Here is a 24,311-nt window from a genome sequence, read left to right on the forward strand (position 1 = left end):
GGCCAAAATGGCCCACATGACGACTACGCCCGAAAACCGTGTTGAGACCGCACATTCGCCCCGATTCAACGACTACGACAGGATCGCCGAGGGGTACACGGCCGAGAACGAGACCAGCCTCATCCACGCGTACTACGCGCGGCCCGCGATGCTGGAGCTCGCCGGGGACGTGACCGGAAGGCGCATCCTCGACGCCGGCTGCGGCTCGGGTCCCCTGTTCGCCGAGCTGCGCGATCGAGGCGCCATCGTGACCGGCGTCGACGCGAGCGCCGGGATGCTGGAGCAGGCTCGGCAGCGGCTGGGCGCCGATGCCGATCTGCGGGTGGTCGATCTGGCTGCCCCGCTGCCCTTCCCCGACGAGGCGTTTGACGACGTTGTCGCGTCCCTGGTGCTGCACTACCTGGAAGACTGGGAGCCGACACTGGCCGAGCTGCGACGCGTGCTGAAGCCTGGCGGCAGACTCCTCATCTCGGTCCACCATCCTTTCGGCATCGCTCTCTATCAGCACATGGCCGGGGAAAAGTTCAAGTACTTCGAGACCTGCAGTCGGACCGACGAATGGACCAGGGGCGGGGAGACCGTCCAGATGAGGTTCTGGGACCGGCCGCTGCACGCGATGACCGAAGCCTTCGCCGCGGCGGGCTTTCGCATCAGCGTCATCAGCGAACCGCCGTTTGTGCCGGAAGCCCGCGAACTGTTCCCTGAGGAGCTCCGCGAGATTACCGGCCCGAGGTTCCTAAGCTTCCTGTTCTTCGTTCTAGAAGCCAATTAACGGCGCCGAGTAGCGATCAATTGTGATGACCGAGCGTTTCAGCGGGCGGTTCCCACCGACTGGAGCGCTCATTCGTCCCCAGCTTCGCCTGCGGGCACTCCATTTGGCCTGATCCTTCCGTCGGCTGATGGGCGCGTGTCCGAGGGGACGAGAGAGAACGAGGGTCGCCAACCCGGACGACTTCCAGGGCGTTGTTGCCACCGGTGAGAGGTTCCTCGGTCACGCTAACCATGATGAGTCACGCCATGGAGAGCGCCTAGAGTGCAGCGAGGACGTACGACCTTGAACGGCCAGGACTGCGGGCGGCGAGGACCGGAGCACCACATCAGCCACGGTCACCGATGCCGTGGGGCCGACGGAGGAGGCCCTGCGGCGGCGATCGCCCCGGCCCCGTGCGGTGCTCAGCCACCGCCAGCGATCGTTACGGCCTGGCGATGCGCCGACGTAGAAAGGCCGTTGACCTGGGCCAACCCTCTCAAGATCGGTTCGCATATGGTTCGCGATCACTGGCCTACGGCTGCATTCCGCTGCTCTCAGCGGCCTAGCAAGCAAAAGACCTGCGACTGAGAAGCCGCAGGTCAGGTGCCGAAATGGCTGATCAACTGTGTGCCCCCGGCATGATTCGAACATGCGACACCCGCTTTAGGAGAGCGGTGCTCTATCCCCTGAGCTACGGAGGCGGACGCACCTAAGCCTAGCGAAAGGAGAGCACTGCGTGTGACATCGACCCGAGGGAACTTTCGCGGGATCGGTCACGGGTGCTCTGGTCGGCGGTAAAGGCATGGCAAGCGGTCCCGTGATCAGATCCGGTGCGTGGCTAACGTCGCGCTCGTGACCAGTAGTCGACGTGGTAGGCGGGGCGCGGGGCGGCCGGTGGTGCTGTTCGCGGCGTTGCTTGCGCCCGCGATCCTCGCTGGGGGGCTGCTGGCGGGGGAGCTTGTCGGGTACGACGCGGCCGTCACGGCCGCGGCGATGGAGGGCTCGGGTGAGGGGCGGGCGAGCCGTCGCACTGTGGACGATCGGCAGGCCGGTGGCCGGGTGGCGGGTGAGCAAGGGGACGGTCGCCGGGCGGTGGGTGCGGCGCCGGGGGAGCGGCCGGTGGTGGCTGGTCGAGAGGTCGGGCGCATGGCCTTCGCGCCGGTGCCGGCGCCCGCGCCGCCGCATGCTGAGCGGGCGTTCGAGAGGCTGTTGCCGGCGCCGCTGGGGGTGGAGGCGCCGGAGACGGTGGCGCTTGCCGTACCGAGGCGTCAGGAGCGGGGTGAGGAGCCGGCGGAGGCGCGGCAGGCGGTGCCGGAGCGGCCCGTACGGCAGGAGCCGGCGCGGCCGGGCGGCTGTCCTGACGAGTGGGTGGACACCTGGCTGTGGGAGTTGTGTCAGGAGTATCAGCGGAAGCAGGCGTAGGGATCTGGCGGTGGAGCGGCGCTAATGGCGTGTTCGGAACATAACGGCTGCCGGGAGTTCGGTCCGGGCACCGAGACGGCTGTAGTAACGTGCGTGCCTGACCCAGGTAACGAGTTCGCAAACGGAGGAATCGAACGTGTCAGCCCCTCGATCAGTGGGTCTGATCGCGGTCGTCACGGCGATCTCTTCGGTGCTTCTGGGCATTCCGGCCGTACCCGCGCATGCTGTCGATCCGCTGCCGGACTCCGTTCTCGAGGCCGTCGTCGGCGGCGGGGTGGTGGAGGGGTCCGCCGGGGACAGTACGGCGGTGGCGCAGGGGCCTGGGGATCTTACGGCGCTGCGCAAGGAGGCCGAGAAGTCGGCGAACGAGCTGGCCGCGGCGCAGAAGGTGCTCGACAAGAGGACCAGTGATCTCAAGGCGGCCAACGCCCAGCTCGACAAGAAGCTCGAGGACCTGGCGAAGGCGGAGGCGGCGTTGACGCAGATGCGGCGGCCGATCGCGGACCTGGTCGAGCTGGTGTACCAGCAGCCCATAGGCGATGGCATCGCGCCGTTCCTTGCTGGGGACGCGGACGCGAACACGGCGATGCTGCGCTCGCAGAGCGACGCGAGCGTGCTGGCGCAGGCCCAGCAGTTGCAGATGGAGCAGGTCGCGAAGGCGTACGCGGACAAGCAGCGGCTGGCCGCCGAGGCGCAGGAGTTGCGCGCCACGAACCTGCTCGCCGCCGCGCAGGTGGAGGCGGAGGTCTCCATGCTGACGAAACGTTCGGACAAGGTCGTGCAGTCGCTCACGAAGGCTCTCGTCAAGATGGGCATCAAGATCGACAAGGTGGGGCGCGCGGCCTTCGCGTGCAACCCGCTGCGGATCAACGCGACGACCGAGTATCCCAACGGGCTCATTCCTGAGAACATCCTCTGCCCGCTCCAACAGCGCGGGCACCTGTTGCGGGCGGACGCGGCCATCGCCTTCGTCTCGCTCAACGAGGCGTACAAGCGGCACTTCGGGCAGCAGATATGCGTCACAGACGCCTACCGGACGCTGGCCGAGCAGCAGTCGGTCTACTACCGCCGGCCGGGTTTCGCCGCCGTTCCTGGGCGGAGCAACCACGGGCTGGGCATGGCGGTTGACCTGTGCGGAGGGGTGCAGAGCGCGGGAACCCCGCAGTTCAGGTGGATGGAGGCCAACTCGAAGAGGTACGGGTGGTTCCATCCGGACTGGGCCTACAGCAGCCCTTATGAGCCGTGGCACTGGGAGTACGACCCGCAGATCGATTCCCAGCGCTGACCGCACCCTCCGGCTCGGGGTTCTGGGTGACTGTTCGGGCGTGGAGTGGATGTCGGACAGGGCTTGGCGCCGATCTGGTCAGACCGGGCTGACCTCGGCGCAGCAGTGCGCGCAGCGGGCGGCTGCCTTGGGGATCTCGGACAGGCATTCCGGGCATTCGCGGTGCGTGGTCTCCTGGCGTCCGGCGGCGCGTTCCTTGTAGCGGGTGTACGGCCTGACGACCAGGAAGTACACGACCAGGGCGATCAGCAGGAACGACAGCAGTGCGTTGATGAAGTTGCCGTACTTGAACTGGGCCTGGCCCACCGTGAGCGTCAGCGAGCTGAAGTCGGGCAGGCCACCGAACGCCGAGATCAGCGGGGTCAGCAGATCCGCGACGAAGGACGTGACGATGGCGCCGAACGCCGCGCCGATGACGACCGCGACGGCCAGGTCGATGACGTTGCCCTGCATGAGGAACTTCTTGAAACCGCTCATAGCTACAAATAGTAGCGAATCGCTTACGGTAAGTGCGGGTTGATGGTCACGGAGAGGCGTCCACCGGCTTGGGCGGCGGCGAGCATTCTCGCCTGGTCGGGAGTGGCGGCCAGCACGACGAGTGCGCCGCTGTCAGACTCCGCCGCGGGGATGGTGATGACCGGAACCCGTTCGGCCACGGTCTGGGCGACCTGGCCGGAGTCCCAGGCCGCGAGCACGCCGATGGCGTCGCCGGGGGAGAGCAGGCGTACGGCGTCGGGGTCGGCGATGCGCACCGGCATGGCGACCGTACCCGGAGGGAGCGTGGCCAGAAGCGCGGGGTTGACGAGACGTACGTCGGTGAGGGGCTCGCCGCGGCGCATCGGGGCCGCGAGCGTGCGGCCGACGGCGCCGGTGCTGAGGGCGCCGTCGGGTACGGCTGCCGCGGGGAGGTGGGCCGGCTGGAGGTCGCCCTGGTGGAGGGTGCCGGGTTTGAGGTCCTTGGTGGCGACGAGGACGGTGGTGGTCGGGCCGGGGCCTGGGCGGAGGACGGTGAGCGCGCATGCGAGGGAGAGGGCGGCCAGTGCGGCCGCGATGAGCCGGCGCCGGCGTTCGAAGACGCGGGTCCAGGCGCGCATGGGCGACTCCAAGGGTGGTGTTGCTGGGGCGGATGCCGGGTCGGTGGTCAGGTTCGTTCAGGTTCAGGGTCGGTTCGGGTTCTGGGGTGGGGTCGCGGGCGGGCGTGCGGCGGCGTGGGATGAGCGGCTGGTGTCATCGAGATGAGGCCATTCGCGTGGCGATACGGCGGTTCGGGCGGCTGCTTGTGGAGTGGTGTGTCTTGTGGGCGCTGCCTCGCGGAGGCGGCGTGCCCTTTGGACGCTGCCTTGTGGAGGAGGCGTGCCTTTGGGCGGTGCCTGGTGGGGGCGGGCGTTTGACATGGGCTCTGGCGGTGGACGGGGAAGGGGATGGCGGACAGTGCATGGCGCGAGGGCAGGTTCGAGGGAGGACATGAGGCGGTGGCCGGGGCAAGCGGCGTCGTGGTGTGGTGGCGGCATGAGCTGAGAAAGCGGCGGCGACCGACGCTGGCCCGATAGCGGGTCTGGGAAGTCCGTTCGATGGCTGGTCAGGCATCGTGATGGTGCAGTTGGCCAGGGAAGCGGCGGCGAGCGAGGCTGCTCCGAGGCGGTTGGAGTGGCGCGATGTGGGCCAGCGCCGCGATGCGGTCGAGATGGCGTGGTGTCGTCAGGATGGCGCGATGCGGTCGGATGGCGTGATGGGGGGTCTAAGGCGGCGATGGGCATGATGCGAGGGCGCGTCGCGGCGCATGAAGAGCGTTGTGGCGCTGTGGGGCCGGCGCTGCGTTGGTGCTGACGGAGAGGCGCTGACCGCGGGAAGATCGGGAGGCCTACCGCGGCCGCCGGGAGTTCGAGAGGTCTGGACGGCTACCGCCGTGAGGGTCGCGAGGTTCGGACAGGGGCGTGGGAGGGCGCCGGGGATGTCTGGAGGGGTGCTGGGGATGTCTTCGGCTGGGTCGTTTTCGTGGAGGAAGGGTGGGCTCCGTGTGGGCGGCACGGAGCGCCGTGGCGTACCGGTGATGCCTTGGGCGGTGCTCGTTAGGGCAGGTCGAAGGGCAGCTTGATGCCGTCGAGGGCCGAGCCGCAGGAACAGGTGCGCTCCTCGGGAAGGGCCTGGACGGCGTCGGAGACGAGGGTGCGCATCTTGGCGACGTTCGTGGCGAAGAAGCGGAGCACCTCGTCGTGGGTCACCCCCTCGCCGGCCTCCACGCCTGCGTCATGGTCGGTGACGAGGGACAGCGAGGTGTAGCAGAGGGCGAGCTCCCTGGCGAGGACGGCCTCGGGGTGGCCGGTCATGCCGATGATCGTCCAGCCGTTGCCGGCGAACCATTTCGACTCGGCGCGGGTGGAGAAGCGGGGACCCTCGATGATGACGAGTGTGCCGCCGTCGACCGTGTTCCAGCCGCCTGTTCGGGCTGCGGTGACGGCGACCGCGCGGCCGTCGGGGCAGTAGGGGTCGGAGAAGGAGACGTGGACGGCGCCGCCGGCGTCGTAGTAGGTCTGCACGCGGCCCGACGTGCGGTCGACGAGCTGGTCGGGGACCACGATGGTGCCCGGGCCGTGTTCGGCCTGGAGGGAGCCGACGGCGTTGGGCGCGACGACCTGGCGGACACCCAGTGAGCGGAGCGCCCACAGGTTGGCGCGGTAGGGGATGCGATGGGGCGGGTAACGGTGGTCGCGACCGTGACGGGGGATGAAGGCCACCGAGCGCGTGCCGATGCGCCCGACCGTGACCACGTCGCTGGGCGGGCCGTAGGGGGTCGTGACCTCGACTTCCTGTGCGTCGTCGAGGAGGGAGTAGAAGCCTGATCCGCCGATGACGCCGATGTCTGCGCGAGTGACCATGGGCGAGAGAGTAGCGGGAGCGGGTGGGTGGGGGGACAGGCGGAATCGGGTTCTGTGGATAACGGCTGGGTGGGGTGTGGATAACCAGTCCGGGCCTGGTCTGTCTCACGGACGGGTTGGGGAGCGCAACGCGAGGTGCGGCCGTGGGCGGTGCAGGTGGAGGGGTAGTGCCCCTGAGCGCCGCGGGCGGAGGTGGTGAGCGCCACGGGCGCAGGGGCGGCAGTGGCTGGGCTGGCGGAGGTGCGGCTGTGGACGGTGCAGGCGGAGGGGTGGTGCCCCAGACGATGTGGCGCCAGCGGAGCGTGAGTGACGTGGGCGGAATGGTGGCGATCGTGAGTGGTCCGGACGGAGGGCAACAGCGGCAGGGCTGGCGGAGGGGTGGTGCCGCTGATGCGGGGCGTAGGTGGTGGTCGTGAGTGGTCCCGGGCGGACGGGCAGCAGTGGCTGGGCGGGGGTGGCTGGGCAAGCGGTGAGGTGCTGCCCATAACTGTGGGCAGAGAGGTGGTCTTGAGTGGCGCGGGCGGAGGTGGTCGCTGTGCATGGCGTGGCCGAGGGGCTGCGGAGGCGGAGGGGTGGCAGCGGCGGTGGGGTAGAAGCCCGGCGATGAGCTGCAGGTGTGGGTGGGGCGGGTAGAACCAATCGGCGGCTGAGCTCGTCAAATCCTCCGCACCCCATGACCCTTCGGAGGCCGTCGATGAACCTGGAGGCGCTCCTTCCCAGCGACCCCCAGCGGTTGGGCGACTACTGGCTCGCGGGACGGCTCGGCGCGGGCGGGCAGGGAGTCGTCTACGAGGCTTACGACGCCGCCGGTGCCAGAGTGGCGATCAAGGTGTTGCACACCTCCGACCGGGCTCGCTTCGTCAAGGAGGTCACGGCCGCCCGCCGTGTCGCTTCCTTCTGCACGGCCAGGATCCTCGCCGTGGACGTCGACGCGCCCGAGCCGTACATCGTCAGCGAGTACGTCCCCGGCCCGAGCCTGCGCACGGCCGTCGAGCAGTCCGGGCCTTTCGCGGGGGATCCGCTGCACCGCCTGGCGACGGCCGTGGCGACCGCGCTGGTCGCGATCCACGAGGCGGGGGTGATCCATCGCGACCTCAAGCCGGACAACGTGCTCCTCGGCCCCGACGGGCCCCGCGTGATCGACTTCGGTGTGGCGCGGACGGAGGAGATGTCGCTGACGTCGACGGGGTTCGTCGCTGGGACTCCGACGTACATGCCTCCTGAGGTGTTCACGGGGCAGCGGGCCGGTACACCGGCGGACGTCTTCGCATGGGGCGGCGTGATCCTGTACGCGTCCACGGGCGCCGACCCGTTCATGGACGAGAGTCTGGGCGGGGTGATGCACCGGGTCCTCACGGTGGACCCCGACGTGACCATGCTGCACGAGCCGCTGCGCTCGCTGGTGTCCGCGGCTCTTCGCAAGAGGCCCGGGGACCGGCCCGATGCCAGGGAACTGCTGCTCGGCCTGGTCGGCACCGGCCGTTCCGAGGCTGTGGGGGAGGCGCTGCGTACGGGTCCCGACGGCGCACCGGACTCGGGCCTCAGCACCGGCCGCTCCGAAGCCGCTGGGGGAACGGCGCGGGTCGGTGGTCCGCGGGGGGCTGGGGAGAGGTTGCCCGCGGGTGCCGGGGGTGCGCCCGCTGTGGGTGGGCCTGAGGGGTTGCGTGACGGTCGTTCTCCGGATGCTGGGGAAGCGGCGCGTGCCGAGGGAGCGGCGGGAGATGGTGCGGAAGCGGCGTCTGCCGAGGGAGCCGGGGGAGCGTTGCCGACCGGGCGTCCGGACGCTGCCGGGGGAGCCTCGCGGGTCGGTGGTCCGTGGGGTGTTGGGGAGACGGAGTACGCGGGTGCTGGGGGTGTGCACGCTTCCGGTCGGCCAGAAGGGGCGGGTGCGGGGCGTTCTGCGGGTGCTGGGGGAGCGGCGGACGCTGGCTGTTCTCGGAGTGCTGGGGAAGCGGCGGGTGTCGGGGGTTCTTCGGCTGGCGGGGAAGCAGGGCTCGCCGCGGGACTCGGGGGAACGGCGCCTACCGAGGGACCCGGGGGAGTGGCGCGTGCCGGGGGAACCGGAGGAGCGGCGCCTACCGGGGGAACCAGTGGAGCGGCGACTGCCGGCCGTTCTCGGAGTGCTGGGGAAGCGGCGGGTGTCGGGGGTTCTTCGGCTGGCGGGGAAGCAGGGCTCGCCGCGGGCCTCGGGGGAACGGCGCCTACCGAGGGACCCGGAGGAGTGGCGCCTGCCCCGCGACCTGGGGGAGCGGCGCGTGCCGAGGGACTTGGGGAAGCGGCGCGTGCCGGGGAGGCGTCGGGTGTCGGGCGGCTCGAGGTTCCTGTAGGGGCGTGGCACGCCGATCCGCCACTGGGCGACCTCGCCGAATCCGTCTACGAAGCGCTCGACCCCGCCGACCAGGCCATGGCGCCCCAGGTGTTCCTGCGGCTGACCGACAGTGAGATGACCCGCCGGGTCTCTCCAGAGGAACTGCCCGAGGGCGCGGCAGGTGTCGTGGCCGCCTACCGCGCGGCCGGGATGCTCGACGTGGCCAGGCCGTCCGACGTGGCCAGGCCGTCCGAGGCGGCCAGGCCGTCCGGCGCGGCCGGGCTGCTCGATGGGGCCGGGCCGGTCAACGCGGCCGGGCTCGGCAGGGACGGGCTGCTCGACGGGGCCGGGTCGCTCGGCGGGGCGGTGGCGATCGTCCATCCGGCTCTGCACCGGGCCTGGCCCCGGCTGCGGGGCTGGATCGAGCAGGAGCGGGACGGCCTGGCGGTTCACCGCGCGTTGAGCGAGGCGGCGCGGCGCTGGCAGACCGGCGGCGACGTCTACCGTGGCGCGGCGCTGGAGGAGGCGCTGCGCTGGGCGGCGACCGGCAGGCGGCATCTGACGCTGACCCGGCGCGAGGCGGCCTTCCTGGAGGCGGGTACGGCTCTGGCGCGACGCGCCACCCGGCGGCGCCGACTGGTGATCGCCGCTCTGGCCGTCCTGCTGGTGGTGGCGACGGTGGCGACCGTCGTCGCGGACCGGCAGCGGCGGGTCATGGCCGAGCAGCATCTGGAGTCGGTGGCCAGGCTGGTCGCGGCGCGGGCGGAGGAACTGCGGGGGTCGGATCCGGTGACCGCGATGCGGCTCAGCCTCGCGGCCGCCGATCTGGCGCCGCTGATGGAGACCCGCGCCGCCCTGTACGGCTCGCTCGCCCAGCCGGAGATCGCCGTCTTCAGCGATCCCGGCGCCCCGCCCGGCGCGTTGCAGGAGTTGAGCGCGGACGGCCAGACGCTCGTCTCGGTGGCCGAGGGGGTCGTGCGGCTGCGGCGACGGACGGGCGAGGTCATTTCCGTCCCCGGCGTGGGGGCTGGGGCCTCCGAGGGTGAGGTCACCTCCGTCCCCGGCGTGGGGCCCGGGGCCTCCGAGGGCGAGGCCACCTCTTTCCCCGGCGTGGGGGTCGGCGGTGAGGTCACCTCCTTCACCGGTGCGGGGGTCGGGGTCTCGGCGGTGGAGCTCAGCCCCGACGGCCGCACGCTGGCCGTGACGGATGACGAGCACGTCCAGCTCTGGGATGTGGGCTCGGGCAAGCGGATCGGCGGTCCGATCCGGTCGGCCATGAGCGGGTTCAGCCCGACCGGCCGCCTGCTGGCCTCGGAGGCGGACGGAAAGGCCGGGCTCTGGGACGTGGCCAGGCGTCGATGGGTCGACGGCCTGCCCCCGGCGTTCGGCGTGGTCGTGGGGCCGGGCGACAGGGTCGCGGCCATCGGGCAGGGCGACTCCTCGTGGGTGCTGTGGGACCTGCGGCGGCGGCGGAAGCTGGCGGACCTGCCACGCGAGGTCGAGGCGTGGAGCCCCGACGGCAGGGTGCTGGCCGTGCGCACGGGGGAGACAGCCTTCCGGCTGTGGGACGTCGAGAAGAGCGCCTGGCGTGACCATGACGACAGGACGTTCCCGTACAAGGGTGAGGTGGTCTTCACTCCTGACGGCCGGTTCGTGGCGGGGTTGGGGGACGAAGGCGTGCTTCAGCTGTGGAAGGTCGACGCCATCGACCCGGTGATGTCCCACCCGCTCCAGGTCAGCGGCGCGAGGAGCCTGCGGGCGGGGGATCGTGGCCTTCACTTCCTGACGGGCCTGGGTGAGGTCGTCACGGTCGACATCTCCGCCTTCACCGCGCCGGACGTCCTTCCGGACCTTCCCGGCCCGCGCTACAGCGAGTACGCGGCCCTCGCGGGCGCGGCCTTCAGCGCCGACGGCAGGCGGCTCGCGCTGGCGCACCGGTCATGGGTGACCGTGTGGGAGAGCGCGACCAGGCGGCGGATCGCCCGGGTTCCCAGTGGGGGCGCCGGGCGGCTCGCCTTCAGCCCTGACGGCCGGACGCTCGCCGTCCCCTCGGCGTCGTCCGTGGCGTTGTGGGACGTCGCCTCGGGAACCGGGCGCGGCTCGCTGCCCGGATGGGACGCCGTGTTCGACCCGGGCGGCACGGTCATCGCCGTGGCGACCGAGAAGGCGACCGAGCTGTACGAGGTGGCCACGCGCCGGCGCGTCCTGCGTCTGCCGCCGGGCGACGGCATGGTCTTCAGTCCCGACGGCCGCCTCGTCGCCGTCCGGGGTGCGGGTGACGGCGGCGGGTTGCGCGTGTTCGAGACGCGGTCGGGCAAGGAGGTCAGGATCCCCGGCCACCTCGGCGCTACGTCGGTCGCCTTCAGCCCCGACGGGGGCACGTTCGCGGTGGGCGAGTCGTCCCTTCGCGGGAGGGTCGTCCTGGTCGACACCCGGACGTGGCAGCGCTCCGGGTACGCCTTCACCCGCGAGGAGGTCGCCGGCGAGCACCTGGCGATCTCCCGGGAGGGCATCCTGGCCGTGGCGCAGGAGGGCACGGTGCGGCTGTGGGACCTGACCGGCCGCCGGGTGATGGGCCTGCCCGTCGCCGTCTCGCCGGAGGGCGTCGTGGCGCTGGCCTTCGGTGACGGCGTCCTCCACATCGCCGGTGGCGACGGCTCCCTGCGGGCGTTCCCGATCGAGCGGGGCAGGGCGAAGGCGGCGGTCCGCGCCCGCGCGGGCGGCCCTCTGTCGGCCGCCGAATGGCGGCGGCACATCCCGGAACTGCCCTATCCCGGCAAGTAACCGCACTCCACCACGTAGCCGGATGATCGCGAAGAGTATGCTCGCCTCGACGGGACGGTCCGAGGGGAAACCATGCCAGAGCGTCAGAAGGACCAGGAGGAAGGCCGGCGCCAAGGTCTCGGCCTGATCATCCTCGCGCTCATGCTCGGCATGCTCCTGGCCGCCCTCGACCAGACGATCGTCTCCACGGCCCTGCCCACGATCGTCAGCGACCTCGGCGGCCTGGAACAGCTGTCCTGGGTCGTCACCGGCTACCTGCTCGCCTCGACCGTCTCCACCCCGCTCTGGGGCAAGCTGGGCGACCAGTACGGCCGCAAGCACCTCTTCATCGCCGCGATCGTCATCTTCATCATCGGCTCCGCCCTCTGCGGCCTGAGCCAGTCCATGGGCCAGCTCATCGCCTTCCGCTCGTTGCAGGGCCTGGGCGGCGGCGGCCTGATGGTCCTCGCCCAGGCGATCGTCGGCGACGTCGTCCCGCCGCGCGAGCGCGGCAGGTACCAGGGTTTCTTCGGCGCCGTCTTCGCGGTGGCCAGCATCGTCGGCCCGCTGCTCGGCGGGTTCTTCGTCGACCGCCTGTCCTGGCACTGGGTCTTCTACATCAACCTGCCCGTGGCCGCCGTCGCCCTGGCGGTCATCGTCGCCGTCCTGCCCGGCCGTACCACCCGGACGCGCCACACGATCGACTACGCGGGCATCGTCCTGCTCGGCGGCGCGACGTCCTGCCTGGTCCTGCTGGCGACGTGGGGCGGCACCACCTACGCCTGGTCCGGCCCGGTCATCCGGGGGCTCGGGCTGGCCGCGGTGGCCATGCTGGCGGGCTGGTGGTTCGTGGAGCGGCGGGCCGCCGAGCCGGTGCTGCCGCCGCGGCTGTTCGCGACGCGCAGCTTCACGGTGACGTGCGCGGTCGGCTTCGTCGTCGGGTTCGGCATGTTCGGCGCGCTGACCTACCTGCCGCTGTTCATGCAGGTCGTGTACGGCGTGAGCGCCACCCTGTCGGGCATTCACCTGCTCCCCATGATGGCCGGCATGCTCACCATGTCGATCGTGAGCGGCCAGGTCATCTCGCGTCACGGCCGCTACAGGGCCTTCCCGATCGCCGGCACGGCCGTGGCCACGGCCGGGATGTTCCTGCTCTCGCGCCTGACGGAGACGAGCTCCACCCTCGTCATGAGCGTCGACCTGCTCGTCCTCGGGGTGGGGCTCGGCATGACCATGCAGGTGCTGGTGATCGTGGTGCAGAACGCGGTCGGTTACGCCGACCTGGGCGTGGCCACCTCGGGCGCCACGTTCTTCCGCTCGATCGGCGGCTCGTTCGGCGTCGCCGTCCTCGGATCGGTCTTCACCGCCACGCTCAACGAGGACCTGCGGCTGCTGCTGACCACCGTGCGGCTGCCCCCGGGGTTCGACCCCGAGCAGGTGCGGGCCGATCCGACGATCGTCCAGCGGTTGCCGCCCGCGCTCGCGGCCGACTTCCTGCACATCTACGCCGACGCGATCTCCAGCGTGTTCGCGGTGGCCACGCCGATCATGCTGGTGGCGTTCGTGCTGTCGTGGTTCATCCCCGAGAAACCGCTGAAGAAGACGGTCGCGGCCGGCGACATCGGTGAGGGGCTGGGCGCGACCTCGGCCGAACGGTCGTCACTGGCCGAGGTCGAGCGGGGTCTGATGCGCCTGGCCGACACCGAGCTGCGCAAGGACTACTACGCGAGGCTCGGCGAACTGGCCGGACTCGACGGCGTCTCGCCGGCGGGCGTCTGGATCATCGCCAGGCTCGGCGGCCACGGGTGGGTACGGGCCCAGGACCTCGCCGACCGCGGGAAGGTCACGCGGGCGGAGGGCGGGCCGTACACCGCGCAGCTGATCGCCATGGGGCTGGTCAGGCGGTCAGCGGACGGCGAGTCGCTGAGGCTCACGGCCGAGGGCGACCGGGCGTACACGGCCCTGCTCGGGCGGGCCAGGGACGGGCTCAGGGAGCTGGTCGCCGACTGGGGCACGCACCCCGAGCTGCACCAGCTGCTGGACAGGTTGTGCCCGCAGCTGCTCGGCGCGGACGCCGACCGGCCCGGTTAGCTGGTGGCGGCGGGAGCCGCGGCCGGGGAGGGCGTGGCGGCCGGGGTGCTGCTGCTCGTGCTCTCCGCAGGCTTGGCCGCCGTCGTGGTCGACGTGGTCGTCGACGACGAGGAACGGTTGTCGGTGCGGTAGAAGCCCGAGCCCTTGAAGACGATGCCAACGGCCGAGAACACCTTGCGGAGCTGGCCCTCGCAGGAGGGGCACACCGTCAGGGCGTCGTCAGAGAACTTCTGGACGACCTCGAGTGGCTGGCCACAGTCATTGCAGACGTACTGGTACGTGGGCACGCGCTCCTCCTTAGGTTGGCACTCGACCTACGCGACTGCTAATCATAAACACTCCTCGGCAGCGGCTCATTCCATACCGCGCTCGCCGTACCATCCCGCCAGCTTGCCCCTGCGGCTGACCGCGCGCATCCGGCGCTCGACCTGGTCGCGGCAGGAGGCCGTGGTGACCACCAGCAGCTGGTCGTCCGACCTGATCCTGGTGGTGACGGTGGGGACGAAGCTGCGGCCCTCCCTGACGATCAGCGTGACGTTCGCGTCGGCGGGCAGGCGCAGCTCGAAGATCTCCACACCGTGGAGCAGAGAGCCCTGGGGCACCTTGATCTGGAGCAGGTCGGCGTTCAGCTCCTCCAGCGGCGCCGACTCCACGTCGAGGTCGAGCGGCTCGCCCTCGGTGGCGATGCCGAGCAGCCTGGCGACGTACGGCAGGGTCGGACCCTGCACGAGCGTGAACACGATGACGATCACGAAGACCTGGTTGAACAGGTGCTCGGCGTTGCCGACGCCCGCCGCCCAGGGGATCGTGGCCAGAACGATCGGCACCGCGCCGCGCAGTCCCGCCCACGACAGGAAGGCCTGCTCGCGCCAGTCGATGCGGTCGAGGCGGGCGATCCGCACCAGCCACGCGCAGACGACCACCGACACCGGCCTGGCCAGCAGCAGGAGGACCGTTCCCGCGATGAGCGCGGGCACGATGTCCTCGGACATCTCGCTCGGGCTGGCCAGCAGGCCGAGCATCACGAACAGGCCGATCTGCGCCAGCCACGCGAGACCCTCGGCGAACCCGCGGGTGGCGGCCCGGTGCGGCAGCCTGGCGTTGCCCAGGATCAGTGCCGTCAGGTAGACCGCCAGGAAGCCCGAGCCGTGCAGCAGGACGGCGCCGCCGTACGCGACGAAGGTCAGCGCCAGCACCGCGAGGGGGTAGAGGCCCGAGGCGGGCAGCGCGACGCGGCGCAGCGCGTAGGCGCCGGCCGGGCCGAGCAGGCAGGCCACGCCCGCGCCGATGGCCAGCTCCATCACCGCCTCGAGGACGAACTCGCCCAGACTGGGCACCGGCCGCGCCACCTGGCTGAGCAGCACGACGACGATGACCGTCGGGGCGTCGTTGAAGCCCGACTCCGCCTCCAGGATGCCCGCCAGGCGGCTGGGCAGCGGGAGCCTGCGCAGCACGGAGAAGACCGCCGCCGCGTCGGTGGAGGCCAGCACGCCGCCGAGGATGAGCGCGGTGCGCCAGTCGGCCCCCAGCAGTCCTTGGACGGCCAGCGCCACGACCACGATGCTGACCGCCACCCCGACGGTGGCCAGCGCGAGCGCGGTGGGCACCGATCGGCGGACATGGCTCCACGTCGTGGTCAGACCACCCTCGGCCAGGATCAGCGCCAGCGCGCCGAGGCCGATCTGCTGGGCGAGCATGGGGTCGTCGAAGGGGATCCCGAAGCCGCTCTCGCCGAGCAGGAGCCCGAACCCGAGGAAGAGCAGGAGGCTGGGCAGGCCGCTGCGGTGGGCGACCCGTACCGAGGCGATGGCCGCGATGACGACGGCTGCTCCCAGAAGAAGCCAGACGTCGAGTTTCATCCGGCCCCCTCTCCTGTCCTGAGGGCTATTGTCGCGTACTTGCCGAGCTAGTCCGCCCTGACTGGTCCTGCCTGGTTACGCCGGTTTCTGGACGTTCGTCAGGCCACTCGGCTGCATCACCCACTTGACGCGCTGGTCGTGCGGCTCGGCCGGGACGCCGCTGATCAACTCGCCGTCGTGGAGGAGCGCGACCGTCGGTACGTTCGGCCCGACCCTGGCCAGCGCGCGGTCGTAGGAGCCGCCGCCGCGGCCGAGCCGTACCCCCGAGTCCTTGTCGACGGCCAGCGCGGGGACGATGACGAGCGCGGCGGTGCGGACGGCGTCGACGCCTCTGCGCGTGTCGACCGGCTCCATGATCCCGAAGCGCCCGGGGGCCAGCGTGTCAGGGCCGTCGTAGACCGCCCAGTCGAGGTCGTTGTCGTCGCGCAGCACCGGCAGCATGACCGTCGCGCCGTGCTTCCACAGCGCGAACACCAGCCCGTGCGTGTCCGGTTCGGTGCCGATCGACCAGTAGCACGCCACCAGGCCGGCCATCTGCACCCACGGCTGGTCGAGCAGTGTTTCGCGGATCGTGCGGGCGTCGTCTCGCCGTTTCTGCTCGGTAATGGCGGCACGCTGCTCGGTCAGCCGGCGGCGCAGCTTCAGCTTGTCCACAGATACCTCCAGTAGGGTCCCCTGTATGGCTGACTTCGACCCAGTGACGAAAGCCGTCGTGCCTGCCGCGGGCATGGGCACCCGGTTCCTTCCGGCGACCAAGGCAACTCCCAAGGAGATGCTGCCGATCGTCGACAAGCCCGCGATCCAGTATGTCGTCGAAGAGGCCGCTTCCGCCGGACTGCTCGACGTGCTGATGGTGACCGGCAAGAACAAGCGTTCCATCGAGGACCACTTCGACCGCGCCTTCGAGCTGGAAGGTGCCCTCGAGGCCAAGGGCGACGAGGAGCGGCTGTCCCAGGTCCTCGAGCCCGCCTCGCTGGCGACCCTCCACTACGTACGGCAGGGCGAGCCCAGGGGCCTCGGGCACGCGGTGCTCTGCGCCAAGCAGCACGTCGGCGACCACCCGTTCGCGTGCCTGCTCGGCGACGACCTGATCGACTACCGTGACGAGCTGCTCAAGCGCATGATCGAGGTGCGCGGCACCTACGGCGGCAGCGTCATCGCGCTGATGGAGGTGCCGAAGGAGCAGGTCTCCCTGTACGGCGTGGCCACCATCGAGGCCACCTCCGAGGACGACGTCGTCCGCGTCACCGACCTGGTGGAGAAGCCTCCGGTGGAGGAGGCGCCGTCCAACTGGGCGGTCATCGGGCGCTACGTGATCGACCCGGCGGTCTTCGAGGTGCTGGAGAACACCCCGCCAGGCCGCGGCGGCGAGATCCAGCTCACCGACGCGCTGCGCACGCTCGCGGGCCGCGGCGGCGAGGAGGGTGGTCCCGTCCACGGCGTGCTGTTCCGCGGCCGCCGCTACGACACCGGTGACAAGCTCGACTACCTGCGCACCGTCGTGAAGTTCGCGGCCGATCGCGAGGATCTCGCCCCGGAGTTTGTACCGTGGCTGCGTGAGTTCCTCGATGAAATCGGTTGACGCGCACCTGGCCGACATCCTCGCCACGGTGCGCACGCTGGCCCCGCTCGAGGTCGAGCTCGAGCGGGCGCTCGGCACCACGCTGGCGGAGGAGATCTCCTCGCCGGTGCCGCTGCCGCCGTTCGACAACTCCGCCATGGACGGCTACGCCGTCAGGTTCGTCGACGTCGCCGACGCGCCGGTGACGCTTCCCGTCATCGACGACGTCGCGGCGGGCTCGGCGGAGCTCAGGGCGATCGGGCAGGGGCACGCCGTCCGCATCATGACGGGCGCGCCGCTGCCCGCCGGCGCCGACGCGGTCGTGCCCGTGGAGTGGACCGACGGCGGCACCGCCACCGTGCGCGTCGACCGCCCCGTAGCCAAGGGCCATGCCATACGGCGGGCGGGCGAGGACGTGCAGGCCGGCCAGGTCGTGCTGAAGCCCGGCACCCGCATCGGCGCCGCGCAGCTCGGCATCATCGCCGGCACCGGCCGCCGCAGGGTGCTGGTGCGCCCGCGCCCGCGCGTCGTCGTGCTGTCCACCGGCGCCGAGCTGGTCGAGCCCGGCGCCCCGCTCGGCCCCGGCCAGATCTGGGACTCCAACAGTTTCACGCTCACCGCGGCCGTCCGCGAGGCGGGCGGCGACGGCTTCCGCGCGGGCACGGTGTCCGACGACCCTGCCGCCTTCCTCGACCAGCTCGACGCGCAGCTGGTGCGCGCCGACGTGGTCATCACCAGCGGCGGGGTGTCCATGGGCGCCTACGAGCCGGTCAAGGAGGCGCTCAGCCCGCTCGGCACGGTCCGCTTCGAACGCGTGGCGATGCAGCCCGGCATGCCGCAGGGCTTCGGCGTGGTCGGCGACGACCAGGTGCCGATCTTCACGCTGCCGGGCAACCCGGTGTCGTCCTACGTGTCGTTCATGATCTTCGTACGGCCCGCGCTGCGGAAGATGAGCGGGCTGCCCGCCGGACCCTCGCCCGTCCACACCGCCCAGACGCTGGCCCCGCTCAGGTCGCCCGCGGGCAAGCGGTCGTTCCTGCGGGGCGTGCTGTCCGACGACGGCACGGTGGTGACGCCCGTCCACGGGCAGGGTTCACACCAGCTGGCGGCGCTCGCGTCGGCGAACTGCCTGATCGTGGTGCCGGAACAGGTGACCGATCTGCCCTCAGGGGCCGCAGTACAGGTGATTCGGATATGAGTGGATTCACACACCTCGACCCCACGGGCGCGGCGCGCATGGTCGACGTCGCCGGCAAGGACGTCTCCGTCCGGACGGCCACGGCCACCGGACGGGTCGTGCTCTCCGGCGAGGTCGTCGCGCTGCTGCGCTCCGGCGAGGTGCCCAAGGGCGACGCGCTCGGCGTGGCGCGCATCGCGGGGATCATGGGGGCCAAGCGCACCCCCGACCTGATCCCTCTCTGCCACCCGATCGCCGTCCACGGCGTGTCGGTCACGCTCGACGTGGTCGACGCGGGAGTGGACATCACCGCCGTGGTCAAGACCGCCGACCGCACCGGGGTCGAGATGGAGGCGCTGACCGCGGTGACCGTCGCCGCGCTGGCGCTCATCGACATGGTCAAGGCCGTGGACCCGGCCGCGGTGATCACCGACGTGCGGGTGGAGGAGAAGACGGGCGGCAAGACCGGGGTATGGAGACGCCCTTGATCCGCGCGCTGGTCATCACCGTGTCGAACCGCGCCTCGGCAGGGGTCTACGAGGACAAGTCGGGGCCGCTGCTGGCGTCGCTCCTGGCGGCGGAGGGGTGTGAGGTGTCCGGCCCCGTCGTGGTCCCCGACGGCCCGCCCGTCGAGGAGGCGCTCAGGGCCGGCGTGGCCGAGGGGTACGCGGTCGTCGTCACCACCGGCGGCACCGGGCTGACCCCCCAGGACCTGACACCCGAGATGACGGCCAAGGTCATCACCCGCGAGATCCCCGGCATCGCCGAGGCGATCCGGCAGGCGAACAGGGAGCGGGTGCCGACGTCGGTGCTGTCGCGCGGGCTGGCGGGGCAGGCGGGCGACACGTTGATCGTGAACCTGCCGGGGTCGTCGGGCGGGGTGCGGGACGGCGTCGCCGTCCTGGCACCGATCCTGCGGCACGCGGTCGACCAGATCCACGGCGGCGACCACCCCCGCTGACGCGCCGGCTCGGCTCGTTCTCCCTTGCCTTTCTCGGCACGTCCGGCGCTCCTCAGCCAGCCTCCGGCGGCTACTCTCCGTAGCGGGAAGGCGGCCTCGGTGGGAGAGCCGCCTCCTTCCGTCATGGTGGTCGCCATGGTGGTCGCCTCCCCGGACCGCATCGCCGAACGGCACGCCACCACCGCTCTCCCGTCGGTGACGTCCGAGGCGCCTGGAGAGGATTTGCGGCGCCCGGGACGAGCCTGGGGGCGTCCGGAGAGAAGCTCCGCGCCTGGAGAGGAGCTCTGCGGCGCCCGGGGCGAGCCCCGTGGCGTCCGGGGAGGAGCCCCGCGCCTGGAGACGAGCCCCGCAGCGTCCGGGGAGGAGCTTTGTGGCGTCTGGGACGAGCCCCGTGCCTGGAGGGGAGCCCCGCGGCGCCTGGAGGCGAGCCCCCGGGACAGCGTTCCCCGCGGACCAGGGGGATCCATGGCGGCTTCGCCGTGTTCCGGGGGATGATGAGTGACGTGGATCGACTTCGTGGCTGGCCGGCGACCCTGACCGAGGGGCCCGTGGGACTACGTCCCCTCCGCCTGGCGGACGTCCGCGTGTGGCGCGACACCCGCCTGCGCAACGCCGACTGGCTGCGTCCCTGGGAGCCGAGCAACCCCGAAACGCCCCTGTTCAGGACCGGCCTGGGGCCGTACCTCTCGATGGTCGCCACCCTGCGCAGAGAGGCCCGCCAGGGGCTCGCCATGCCGTGGGTCGTCACCTACGAGGGCAGGTTCGCAGGTCAGCTCACCGTCGGCGCCATCGTGTGGGGCTCGGCCCGGACCGCTCAGGTCGGCTACTGGATCGACGGCGCGCTCGCCGGACGTGGCATCACCCCCACCGCGCTGGCCATGGCCGTCGACCACTGCTTCTTCACCAGCGGCCTCCACAGACTCGAGGCGAACATCCGTCCCGAAAATCACGCCAGCCGCAGAGTGGTTGAGAAGCTCGGGTTCAGGGAAGAAGGCATTCGTAGGCGTCAGCTCCACATCGACGGGGCCTGGCGCGACCACATTTGTTACGCGCTGACCGTGGAAGACGTGCCCCGCGGGCTGCTCGTGCAGTGGCGTCGCGCGGGGTCGTCGCATGAAGAGGTTTGACGATCTCGCGACACACCGCACCGAATACTCGTCAATTAGTGACACGCGGTCTTACGGTGCGTGACGTGAGCACATCGAAGACGCCGAGAACACGCACGCGTCTTCGTGCTGCCCGCAGGACCGTTCCCGGGGGGTCCACGACGCTTGGTACGGCCTTTCCTGGCGCTCGGAGGTGGCCGTGAGCAGCGTGTTGCTGTACCTCGCCATCGTGGTGATGTGGCTGTGCGTGCTCGTGCCGATGTGGTTGCGCAGAGACCGGAGCAACCTGGCCGAGCTCGAGGAGTTCTACGCGGCCGAGATCACCGGACCTGTCCCGACCATGGCCGCCTCCTCCCCTGTGGAGTCGCAGGACTCCGAGCCCGTCGAGCCGTACGACACGATCAGCGACCTCACGCAGCCGCCGGTCGACCTGCGTCACCTGCGCGCCCGCCGTCGAGCGATCATCGTAGCGCGCCGCAGGAGGATGCTGTTCTTCTCGATCCTTCTGGTGCTCGCCTCCGTGGTGACCGCCGCCGTCCAGGTCATCCCCTGGTGGGGGGTGGCGCCCGCGGGCGTCCTGCTCGCTTCCTACCTCACCGTGCTGCGCATCGCCACCCGCATCGACAGGGAACGCCGCCTCCGCGCCGCCGAGGCCCGTGCCGCCCACCTGCGCCGCCAGCGCGAACGGCGCCGCGCCGAGACCCTGGCCGCCGAGCAGGCCGAGGCCGAGATCATCGAGTTCCGGCAGCCCGACGTGCTCTTCGACCAGTACGCGGACCCGCCTCGCCGCGCGGTGGGCGACTGAGGCGGGCACGCGCGGCGCGTGGTTGGCGCGAGGACCCTTGGAAGTTTGCTAATCTAGTCGAGGTCCTTGGGGATGTAGCGCAGTCCGGTAGCGCACTTCGTTCGCATCGAAGGGGTCAGGGGTTCGAATCCCCTCATCTCCACCAGGAAGATGCAGGTGAGAAGGGTCCTCGGAGTAATCCGGGGGCCCTTTTCTCATGTCTGAAAGTCGATGGGAGCCAATCGGGGAGCCATCTCACTCGGATTCTCTACCCGTGTCGGCTGTCGCCGAAGATCGTGTTCATCGTGTGGGCACCCTTGGTGATCACTGGCCTGAGCTGGTGCGGGTACACGGTTTCCGTGTCGTTGGTGCCCGCGTGCTCGACGAGATCGGCGATGGTCTCGATGGGTACGCCCTGGCGGACTTGAGCACGGCTTCTGCCTGTTGCCGCGTGAGTGCCTTGCTGGGGCGTCCGCCCGTGCCCGTGCCCGTGGGCGTGGTGACCGGCTCGGCAACGTCCCTGAGCGCCATGTCACGTGTTTGAGCTTGCCGGATGGCTTTCTTGAGCACGCTGTGGGTCTCTCACAGGGTGGTGGTGGCCAGCTTGCCGGCGAGCTGGTCGAGCCGCTCATCCACGTGATCGGCACATAGCTGCTGGAGTTTGATCTTCTCCAGCCCTTGGATGACGTGCGTCCCGGCGAGGACGCGTAGCTTGCCGGAGATCACTGCTCCGCTGGCCGTGATGATCCTCCATGGCGGCAACGCGCTCAGATCGGCTACCGGATGTGGAGTGGTCTACTCTCCCAGGATGACGGAGACACCTGAACATCTGGCCCTACCCATCGCCTTGGCCGAGGTGGCCAAGGTGGGCTTCGAGTGGACGTGGGACGAAGAAACCGACGAGGCTCACGGTTGTGATTTCGAGCTATACGAACGACTCGAGGCGCCGGAGAGGACCGCGTGGTGGTTTCGCCTGTGGACCGGTAACGATGAGGTCGACGGCAGCGAATTCCGCTTCTTCGGCACTACTGGGGCGGGCGACTATGTCGGTTTCTGGCTGGTTCGGCCTGCTATGTCAATCACCGAGCAGCCTGTCGTCTACCTCGGTTCTGAGGGTGAATGCGGCGTGATAGCTCGCGATCTCGGTGATCTGCTCCGGTTGTTCGCGGACGGCTTGGGCCCGGCAGAGGCATTCACCGACCCAGGTCGTGAGACGCAGCCGAACGAGGCATTCCAGGCGATCGCGGAGCGGTACGCGCCGGGGAGGCGCCGTTCCGCGGCGGAGATCGTGGCGGGGGCACGAGAGGAGTTCCCGGGCTTCTCGGAGTTCATCGACGCGATGTGCCGGTGAGTGAAGTCCGCGTCGTGGGCGCACGCAGATGCCGTGTACGTCAATGAGCGCATGACCCGCAAAGCTCCCCGGCATGCCGAAGCCGAACGCAAGGATCAGGCCCTCCTGGAGGCCGCGAAGAAGGTCCTGGCCGTGGACGGGGCGCACGCGCCGGTGGCAGCGATCGCGACCTGCGCCGGAGTCGGCATCGCCAGGTTTCCCGAGGCCTTGGGATTGTCGGAGACCTCGGCCAGAGTCGATCCATATCGGTAGCGACGGCCGCGCGAGCGCTGACGGTGTACGAGTCGTGGCGACGGTTAAGTCCGAAACGTGCCAGTGCCCGCTGCTTCATCCCTGCTTGGCTGGGTGCCTGCACGCCACGCGCACCTGCCTGAACGGGAATCATGTCCACCACCACGCTCGCCCGGCCCCGCTCGCCCCTCATCAACTGGCTCGCGGTCACCTCGCTCATGCTGGGCATCTTCGCCATCGTCACCAGCGAAATCCTGCCCATCGGCCTGCTGACCGCCATCGGCGCCGACTTCGGCATCTCCGCCGGCACCACAGGGCTGACCATGACTCTGCCCGGCATCGTCGCCGCGGTCGCCGCACCCACCGTCACACTGACCACCGCGCGCCTGGACCGCCGCGCGATGCTGTGCGTCCTCATGGCGGTGCTCGCCGTGGCCGACGTGCTGGCCGCAGTGGCGACCTCCTACTGGGTCATGCTGCTCTCCAGGGTGCTCGTCGGCCTCACCATCGGCGGTTTCTGGTCGATCGGGGCCGGGCTGGCCGGCCGCCTGATGCCGCCACACGCCGTCAGCACCGCCACCGCTGTGATCTTCTCCGCCGTGCCACTGGGCTCCGTGCTCGGCGTACCGGCCGGCACCTTCATCGGCAACCTCGCCGGCTGGCGAACCGCCTTCCTGGTCCTGGCCGTGCTGGCCATCCTGGTCCTGGCCGCCCTGCTGATACTGCTGCCGCCACTGCCCGCCCACCAGGTCACCAGCCTTCGCGTCCTGCTCGACCTGCTGCGCACCCGGGGCGCCGCCATCGCTCTGCTGGCCACCGTCCTCATCGTCTTGGCCCACTTCGGCACCTACACCTACGTCACGCCCTTCCTCCAGGACGTCACCGGCCTGCCTCCCACAGCCGTCAGCGCCGTCCTGCTGGCGTACGGCATCGCCGGAATCATCGGCAACTTCCTGGCCGGCAAGGCCACCGCCACACGCCTGCGAGCCGCTTTCGCAACCTGCGGCTGCCTGATCGCGGCCACCACCCTGCTGCTGCCCTCGGTAGGTGGCACGACCGTCGGCGCCGTGGTGTTGCTCGTGATCTGGGGTCTGGCCTACGGAGGCGTGCCCGTCTGCTCGCAGGCATCGTTCATCACCGCCGCCCCTCACACGCCCGAAGCCGCCACGGTCGTCTTCACCTCCTCCTTCCAGGCGACCTTCGCCCTCGGCGCGTTCCTCGGCGGCCGCGTCGTCGACGCCTTCTCGGTCTCCACCGTGATGATCTGCGGCGGGCTGACCGCTCTGCTCATGGCGGTATCCCTGTGGTCACTCACCAAATCTCGCTGAGCCGGCGCCCTGCATCCCCGCAGCCGACAGGAGCCGCAGCCAAGCCGTCCAAACGGCTGGGCCCGGGAAGCGGTCTTCAGAGCCTTGCTTCCGTAGGTTCAGGCTGACTCGTGAACACCCCGCCCAGGTTCCGGAGCCTCTTTCGATGTCTTGGGGCCATCTCACGTGGACTCGACCCGGAGGTTGTCGCCGAAGACGGTGATCATGGCCTGAGCTGGCCGTGCCCTTGTCGGGATCGAGTGCCACGGTGACCCGCCGTACGCAGGTCGCGTTCGCTGATCGCGGCGTCGATCCCGTTGCGGTGCAGCGTGGGCGGGTCGGCTCAATCCCCGAGGCGTGCCAGGCGACGTGATCTTGTTACCGGTGGAAGCGTGGCGGCGGCGACGGAGCGGGCTGTAAGCTGTTCCGACGTTTGCGATCTACCTTTTGAAAGCCGCGTTGTTTCCGGCTTGGCGCC

21 protein-coding genes and 2 tRNA genes are annotated in these 24,311 nt (G+C 70.5%); 15 read left to right on the forward strand and 8 right to left on the reverse strand.

Annotated elements, in window-relative coordinates:
* The first annotated feature begins 7 nt into the window (after nucleotides 1–7).
* On the forward strand, nucleotides 8–772 hold the full coding sequence (locus ACWENQ_RS42870; RefSeq protein ID WP_452419393.1) for a class I SAM-dependent methyltransferase: 765 nt from the start codon (nucleotides 8–10) through the stop codon (nucleotides 770–772).
* 607 nt (nucleotides 773–1,379) lie between these two features.
* On the opposite strand, the gene ACWENQ_RS42875 is transcribed toward ACWENQ_RS42870, so the two are convergent.
* Nucleotides 1,380–1,452: transfer RNA gene (locus ACWENQ_RS42875), tRNA-Arg, on the reverse strand.
* Between the two features lie 151 nt (nucleotides 1,453–1,603).
* Between ACWENQ_RS42875 and ACWENQ_RS42880 the strand changes: the two genes are divergently transcribed.
* Nucleotides 1,604–2,173 (forward strand): hypothetical protein, encoded by a 570-nt coding sequence (locus tag ACWENQ_RS42880; protein ID WP_452419394.1) that lies wholly within the window; start codon nucleotides 1,604–1,606, stop codon nucleotides 2,171–2,173.
* Nucleotides 2,174–2,309: 136 nt separating this feature from the next.
* Complete coding sequence (locus tag ACWENQ_RS42885; protein WP_452419395.1) at nucleotides 2,310–3,458, forward strand: D-alanyl-D-alanine carboxypeptidase family protein; 1,149 nt, start codon at nucleotides 2,310–2,312, stop codon at nucleotides 3,456–3,458.
* A gap of 78 nt (nucleotides 3,459–3,536) precedes the next feature.
* Here ACWENQ_RS42885 and mscL read toward each other — a convergent pair whose 3' ends face one another.
* The 3 genes from mscL to ACWENQ_RS42900 form a co-directional block, all read right to left on the reverse strand.
* Nucleotides 3,537–3,935, reverse strand: a complete 399-nt coding sequence (gene mscL / locus ACWENQ_RS42890) for a large conductance mechanosensitive channel protein MscL (RefSeq protein ID WP_449918232.1) — start codon at nucleotides 3,933–3,935, stop codon at nucleotides 3,537–3,539.
* A gap of 23 nt (nucleotides 3,936–3,958) precedes the next feature.
* Nucleotides 3,959–4,552 (reverse strand): Flp pilus assembly protein CpaB, encoded by a 594-nt coding sequence (gene cpaB / locus ACWENQ_RS42895; protein WP_452419396.1) that lies wholly within the window; start codon nucleotides 4,550–4,552, stop codon nucleotides 3,959–3,961.
* Nucleotides 4,553–5,527: 975 nt separating this feature from the next.
* A complete protein-coding gene (locus tag ACWENQ_RS42900) occupies nucleotides 5,528–6,334 on the reverse strand; it encodes an S-methyl-5'-thioadenosine phosphorylase (protein ID WP_452419397.1) in 807 nt (268 codons plus the stop codon).
* 694 nt (nucleotides 6,335–7,028) lie between these two features.
* Here ACWENQ_RS42900 and ACWENQ_RS42905 point away from each other — a divergent pair.
* Complete coding sequence (locus ACWENQ_RS42905) at nucleotides 7,029–11,426, forward strand: protein kinase domain-containing protein (RefSeq protein ID WP_452419424.1); 4,398 nt, start codon at nucleotides 7,029–7,031, stop codon at nucleotides 11,424–11,426.
* A 72-nt stretch (nucleotides 11,427–11,498) separates the two neighbouring features.
* A complete protein-coding gene (locus ACWENQ_RS42910; RefSeq protein ID WP_452419398.1) occupies nucleotides 11,499–13,496 on the forward strand; it encodes an MFS transporter in 1,998 nt (665 codons plus the stop codon).
* Here ACWENQ_RS42910 and ACWENQ_RS42915 read toward each other — a convergent pair.
* The 3 genes from ACWENQ_RS42915 to ACWENQ_RS42925 all read right to left on the reverse strand — a co-directional run bounded on the left by ACWENQ_RS42915 (nucleotide 13,493) and on the right by ACWENQ_RS42925 (nucleotide 16,009).
* On the reverse strand, nucleotides 13,493–13,783 hold the full coding sequence (locus ACWENQ_RS42915) for an FmdB family zinc ribbon protein (protein WP_452419399.1): 291 nt from the start codon (nucleotides 13,781–13,783) through the stop codon (nucleotides 13,493–13,495). The genes ACWENQ_RS42910 and ACWENQ_RS42915 overlap by 4 nt on opposite strands.
* Nucleotides 13,784–13,849: 66 nt before the next feature.
* Entirely contained in the window at nucleotides 13,850–15,355 is a 1,506-nt protein-coding gene (locus ACWENQ_RS42920; RefSeq protein ID WP_449918219.1) for a potassium/proton antiporter, read from the reverse strand.
* A gap of 75 nt (nucleotides 15,356–15,430) precedes the next feature.
* Complete coding sequence (locus tag ACWENQ_RS42925; RefSeq protein WP_354905310.1) at nucleotides 15,431–16,009, reverse strand: 5-formyltetrahydrofolate cyclo-ligase; 579 nt, start codon at nucleotides 16,007–16,009, stop codon at nucleotides 15,431–15,433.
* Between the two features lie 25 nt (nucleotides 16,010–16,034).
* Between ACWENQ_RS42925 and galU the strand changes: the two genes are divergently transcribed.
* From galU to ACWENQ_RS42960, 7 genes are all read left to right on the forward strand, one after another.
* Complete coding sequence (gene galU, locus ACWENQ_RS42930) at nucleotides 16,035–16,937, forward strand: UTP--glucose-1-phosphate uridylyltransferase GalU (protein ID WP_449918215.1); 903 nt, start codon at nucleotides 16,035–16,037, stop codon at nucleotides 16,935–16,937.
* Nucleotides 16,924–18,114, forward strand: a complete 1,191-nt coding sequence (glp, locus tag ACWENQ_RS42935; protein ID WP_449918214.1) for a molybdotransferase-like divisome protein Glp — start codon at nucleotides 16,924–16,926, stop codon at nucleotides 18,112–18,114. Before galU ends, glp begins: the two co-directional genes overlap by 14 nt.
* On the forward strand, nucleotides 18,111–18,581 hold the full coding sequence (moaC, locus tag ACWENQ_RS42940) for a cyclic pyranopterin monophosphate synthase MoaC (protein WP_354905315.1): 471 nt from the start codon (nucleotides 18,111–18,113) through the stop codon (nucleotides 18,579–18,581). Before glp ends, moaC begins: the two co-directional genes overlap by 4 nt.
* The gene (locus ACWENQ_RS42945) at nucleotides 18,566–19,054 is read left to right on the forward strand and encodes a MogA/MoaB family molybdenum cofactor biosynthesis protein (RefSeq protein ID WP_354905317.1); all 489 of its coding nucleotides are present in this window, start codon (nucleotides 18,566–18,568) and stop codon (nucleotides 19,052–19,054) included. The genes moaC and ACWENQ_RS42945 overlap by 16 nt, the downstream gene beginning before the upstream one ends.
* Nucleotides 19,055–19,548: 494 nt before the next feature.
* A complete protein-coding gene (locus ACWENQ_RS42950; RefSeq protein ID WP_354905972.1) occupies nucleotides 19,549–20,181 on the forward strand; it encodes a GNAT family N-acetyltransferase in 633 nt (210 codons plus the stop codon).
* 178 nt (nucleotides 20,182–20,359) lie between these two features.
* Nucleotides 20,360–20,965 carry a divisome protein SepX/GlpR gene (gene sepX, locus ACWENQ_RS42955; protein ID WP_452419400.1) on the forward strand — a complete coding sequence of 202 codons (606 nt, stop codon included), beginning with the start codon at nucleotides 20,360–20,362 and terminating at the stop codon, nucleotides 20,963–20,965.
* Between the two features lie 68 nt (nucleotides 20,966–21,033).
* Nucleotides 21,034–21,110: transfer RNA gene (locus ACWENQ_RS42960), tRNA-Ala, on the forward strand.
* Between the two features lie 416 nt (nucleotides 21,111–21,526).
* Here the strand turns inward: ACWENQ_RS42960 and ACWENQ_RS42965 are convergent.
* A complete protein-coding gene (locus ACWENQ_RS42965; RefSeq protein ID WP_452419401.1) occupies nucleotides 21,527–21,670 on the reverse strand; it encodes a hypothetical protein in 144 nt (47 codons plus the stop codon).
* An 82-nt stretch (nucleotides 21,671–21,752) separates the two neighbouring features.
* Here ACWENQ_RS42965 and ACWENQ_RS42970 point away from each other — a divergent pair, with 82 nt between their 5' ends.
* From ACWENQ_RS42970 to ACWENQ_RS42980, 3 genes are all read left to right on the forward strand, one after another.
* A complete protein-coding gene (locus ACWENQ_RS42970; protein WP_452419402.1) occupies nucleotides 21,753–22,295 on the forward strand; it encodes an SMI1/KNR4 family protein in 543 nt (180 codons plus the stop codon).
* A 33-nt stretch (nucleotides 22,296–22,328) separates the two neighbouring features.
* Nucleotides 22,329–22,547 (forward strand): hypothetical protein, encoded by a 219-nt coding sequence (locus ACWENQ_RS42975; protein ID WP_452419403.1) that lies wholly within the window; start codon nucleotides 22,329–22,331, stop codon nucleotides 22,545–22,547.
* A 131-nt stretch (nucleotides 22,548–22,678) separates the two neighbouring features.
* Entirely contained in the window at nucleotides 22,679–23,854 is a 1,176-nt protein-coding gene (locus tag ACWENQ_RS42980) for an MFS transporter (protein ID WP_452419404.1), read from the forward strand.
* Nucleotides 23,855–24,311 lie beyond the last annotated feature (457 nt).

The sequence above is a fragment of the Nonomuraea sp. NPDC004354 genome (assembly GCF_053602555.1).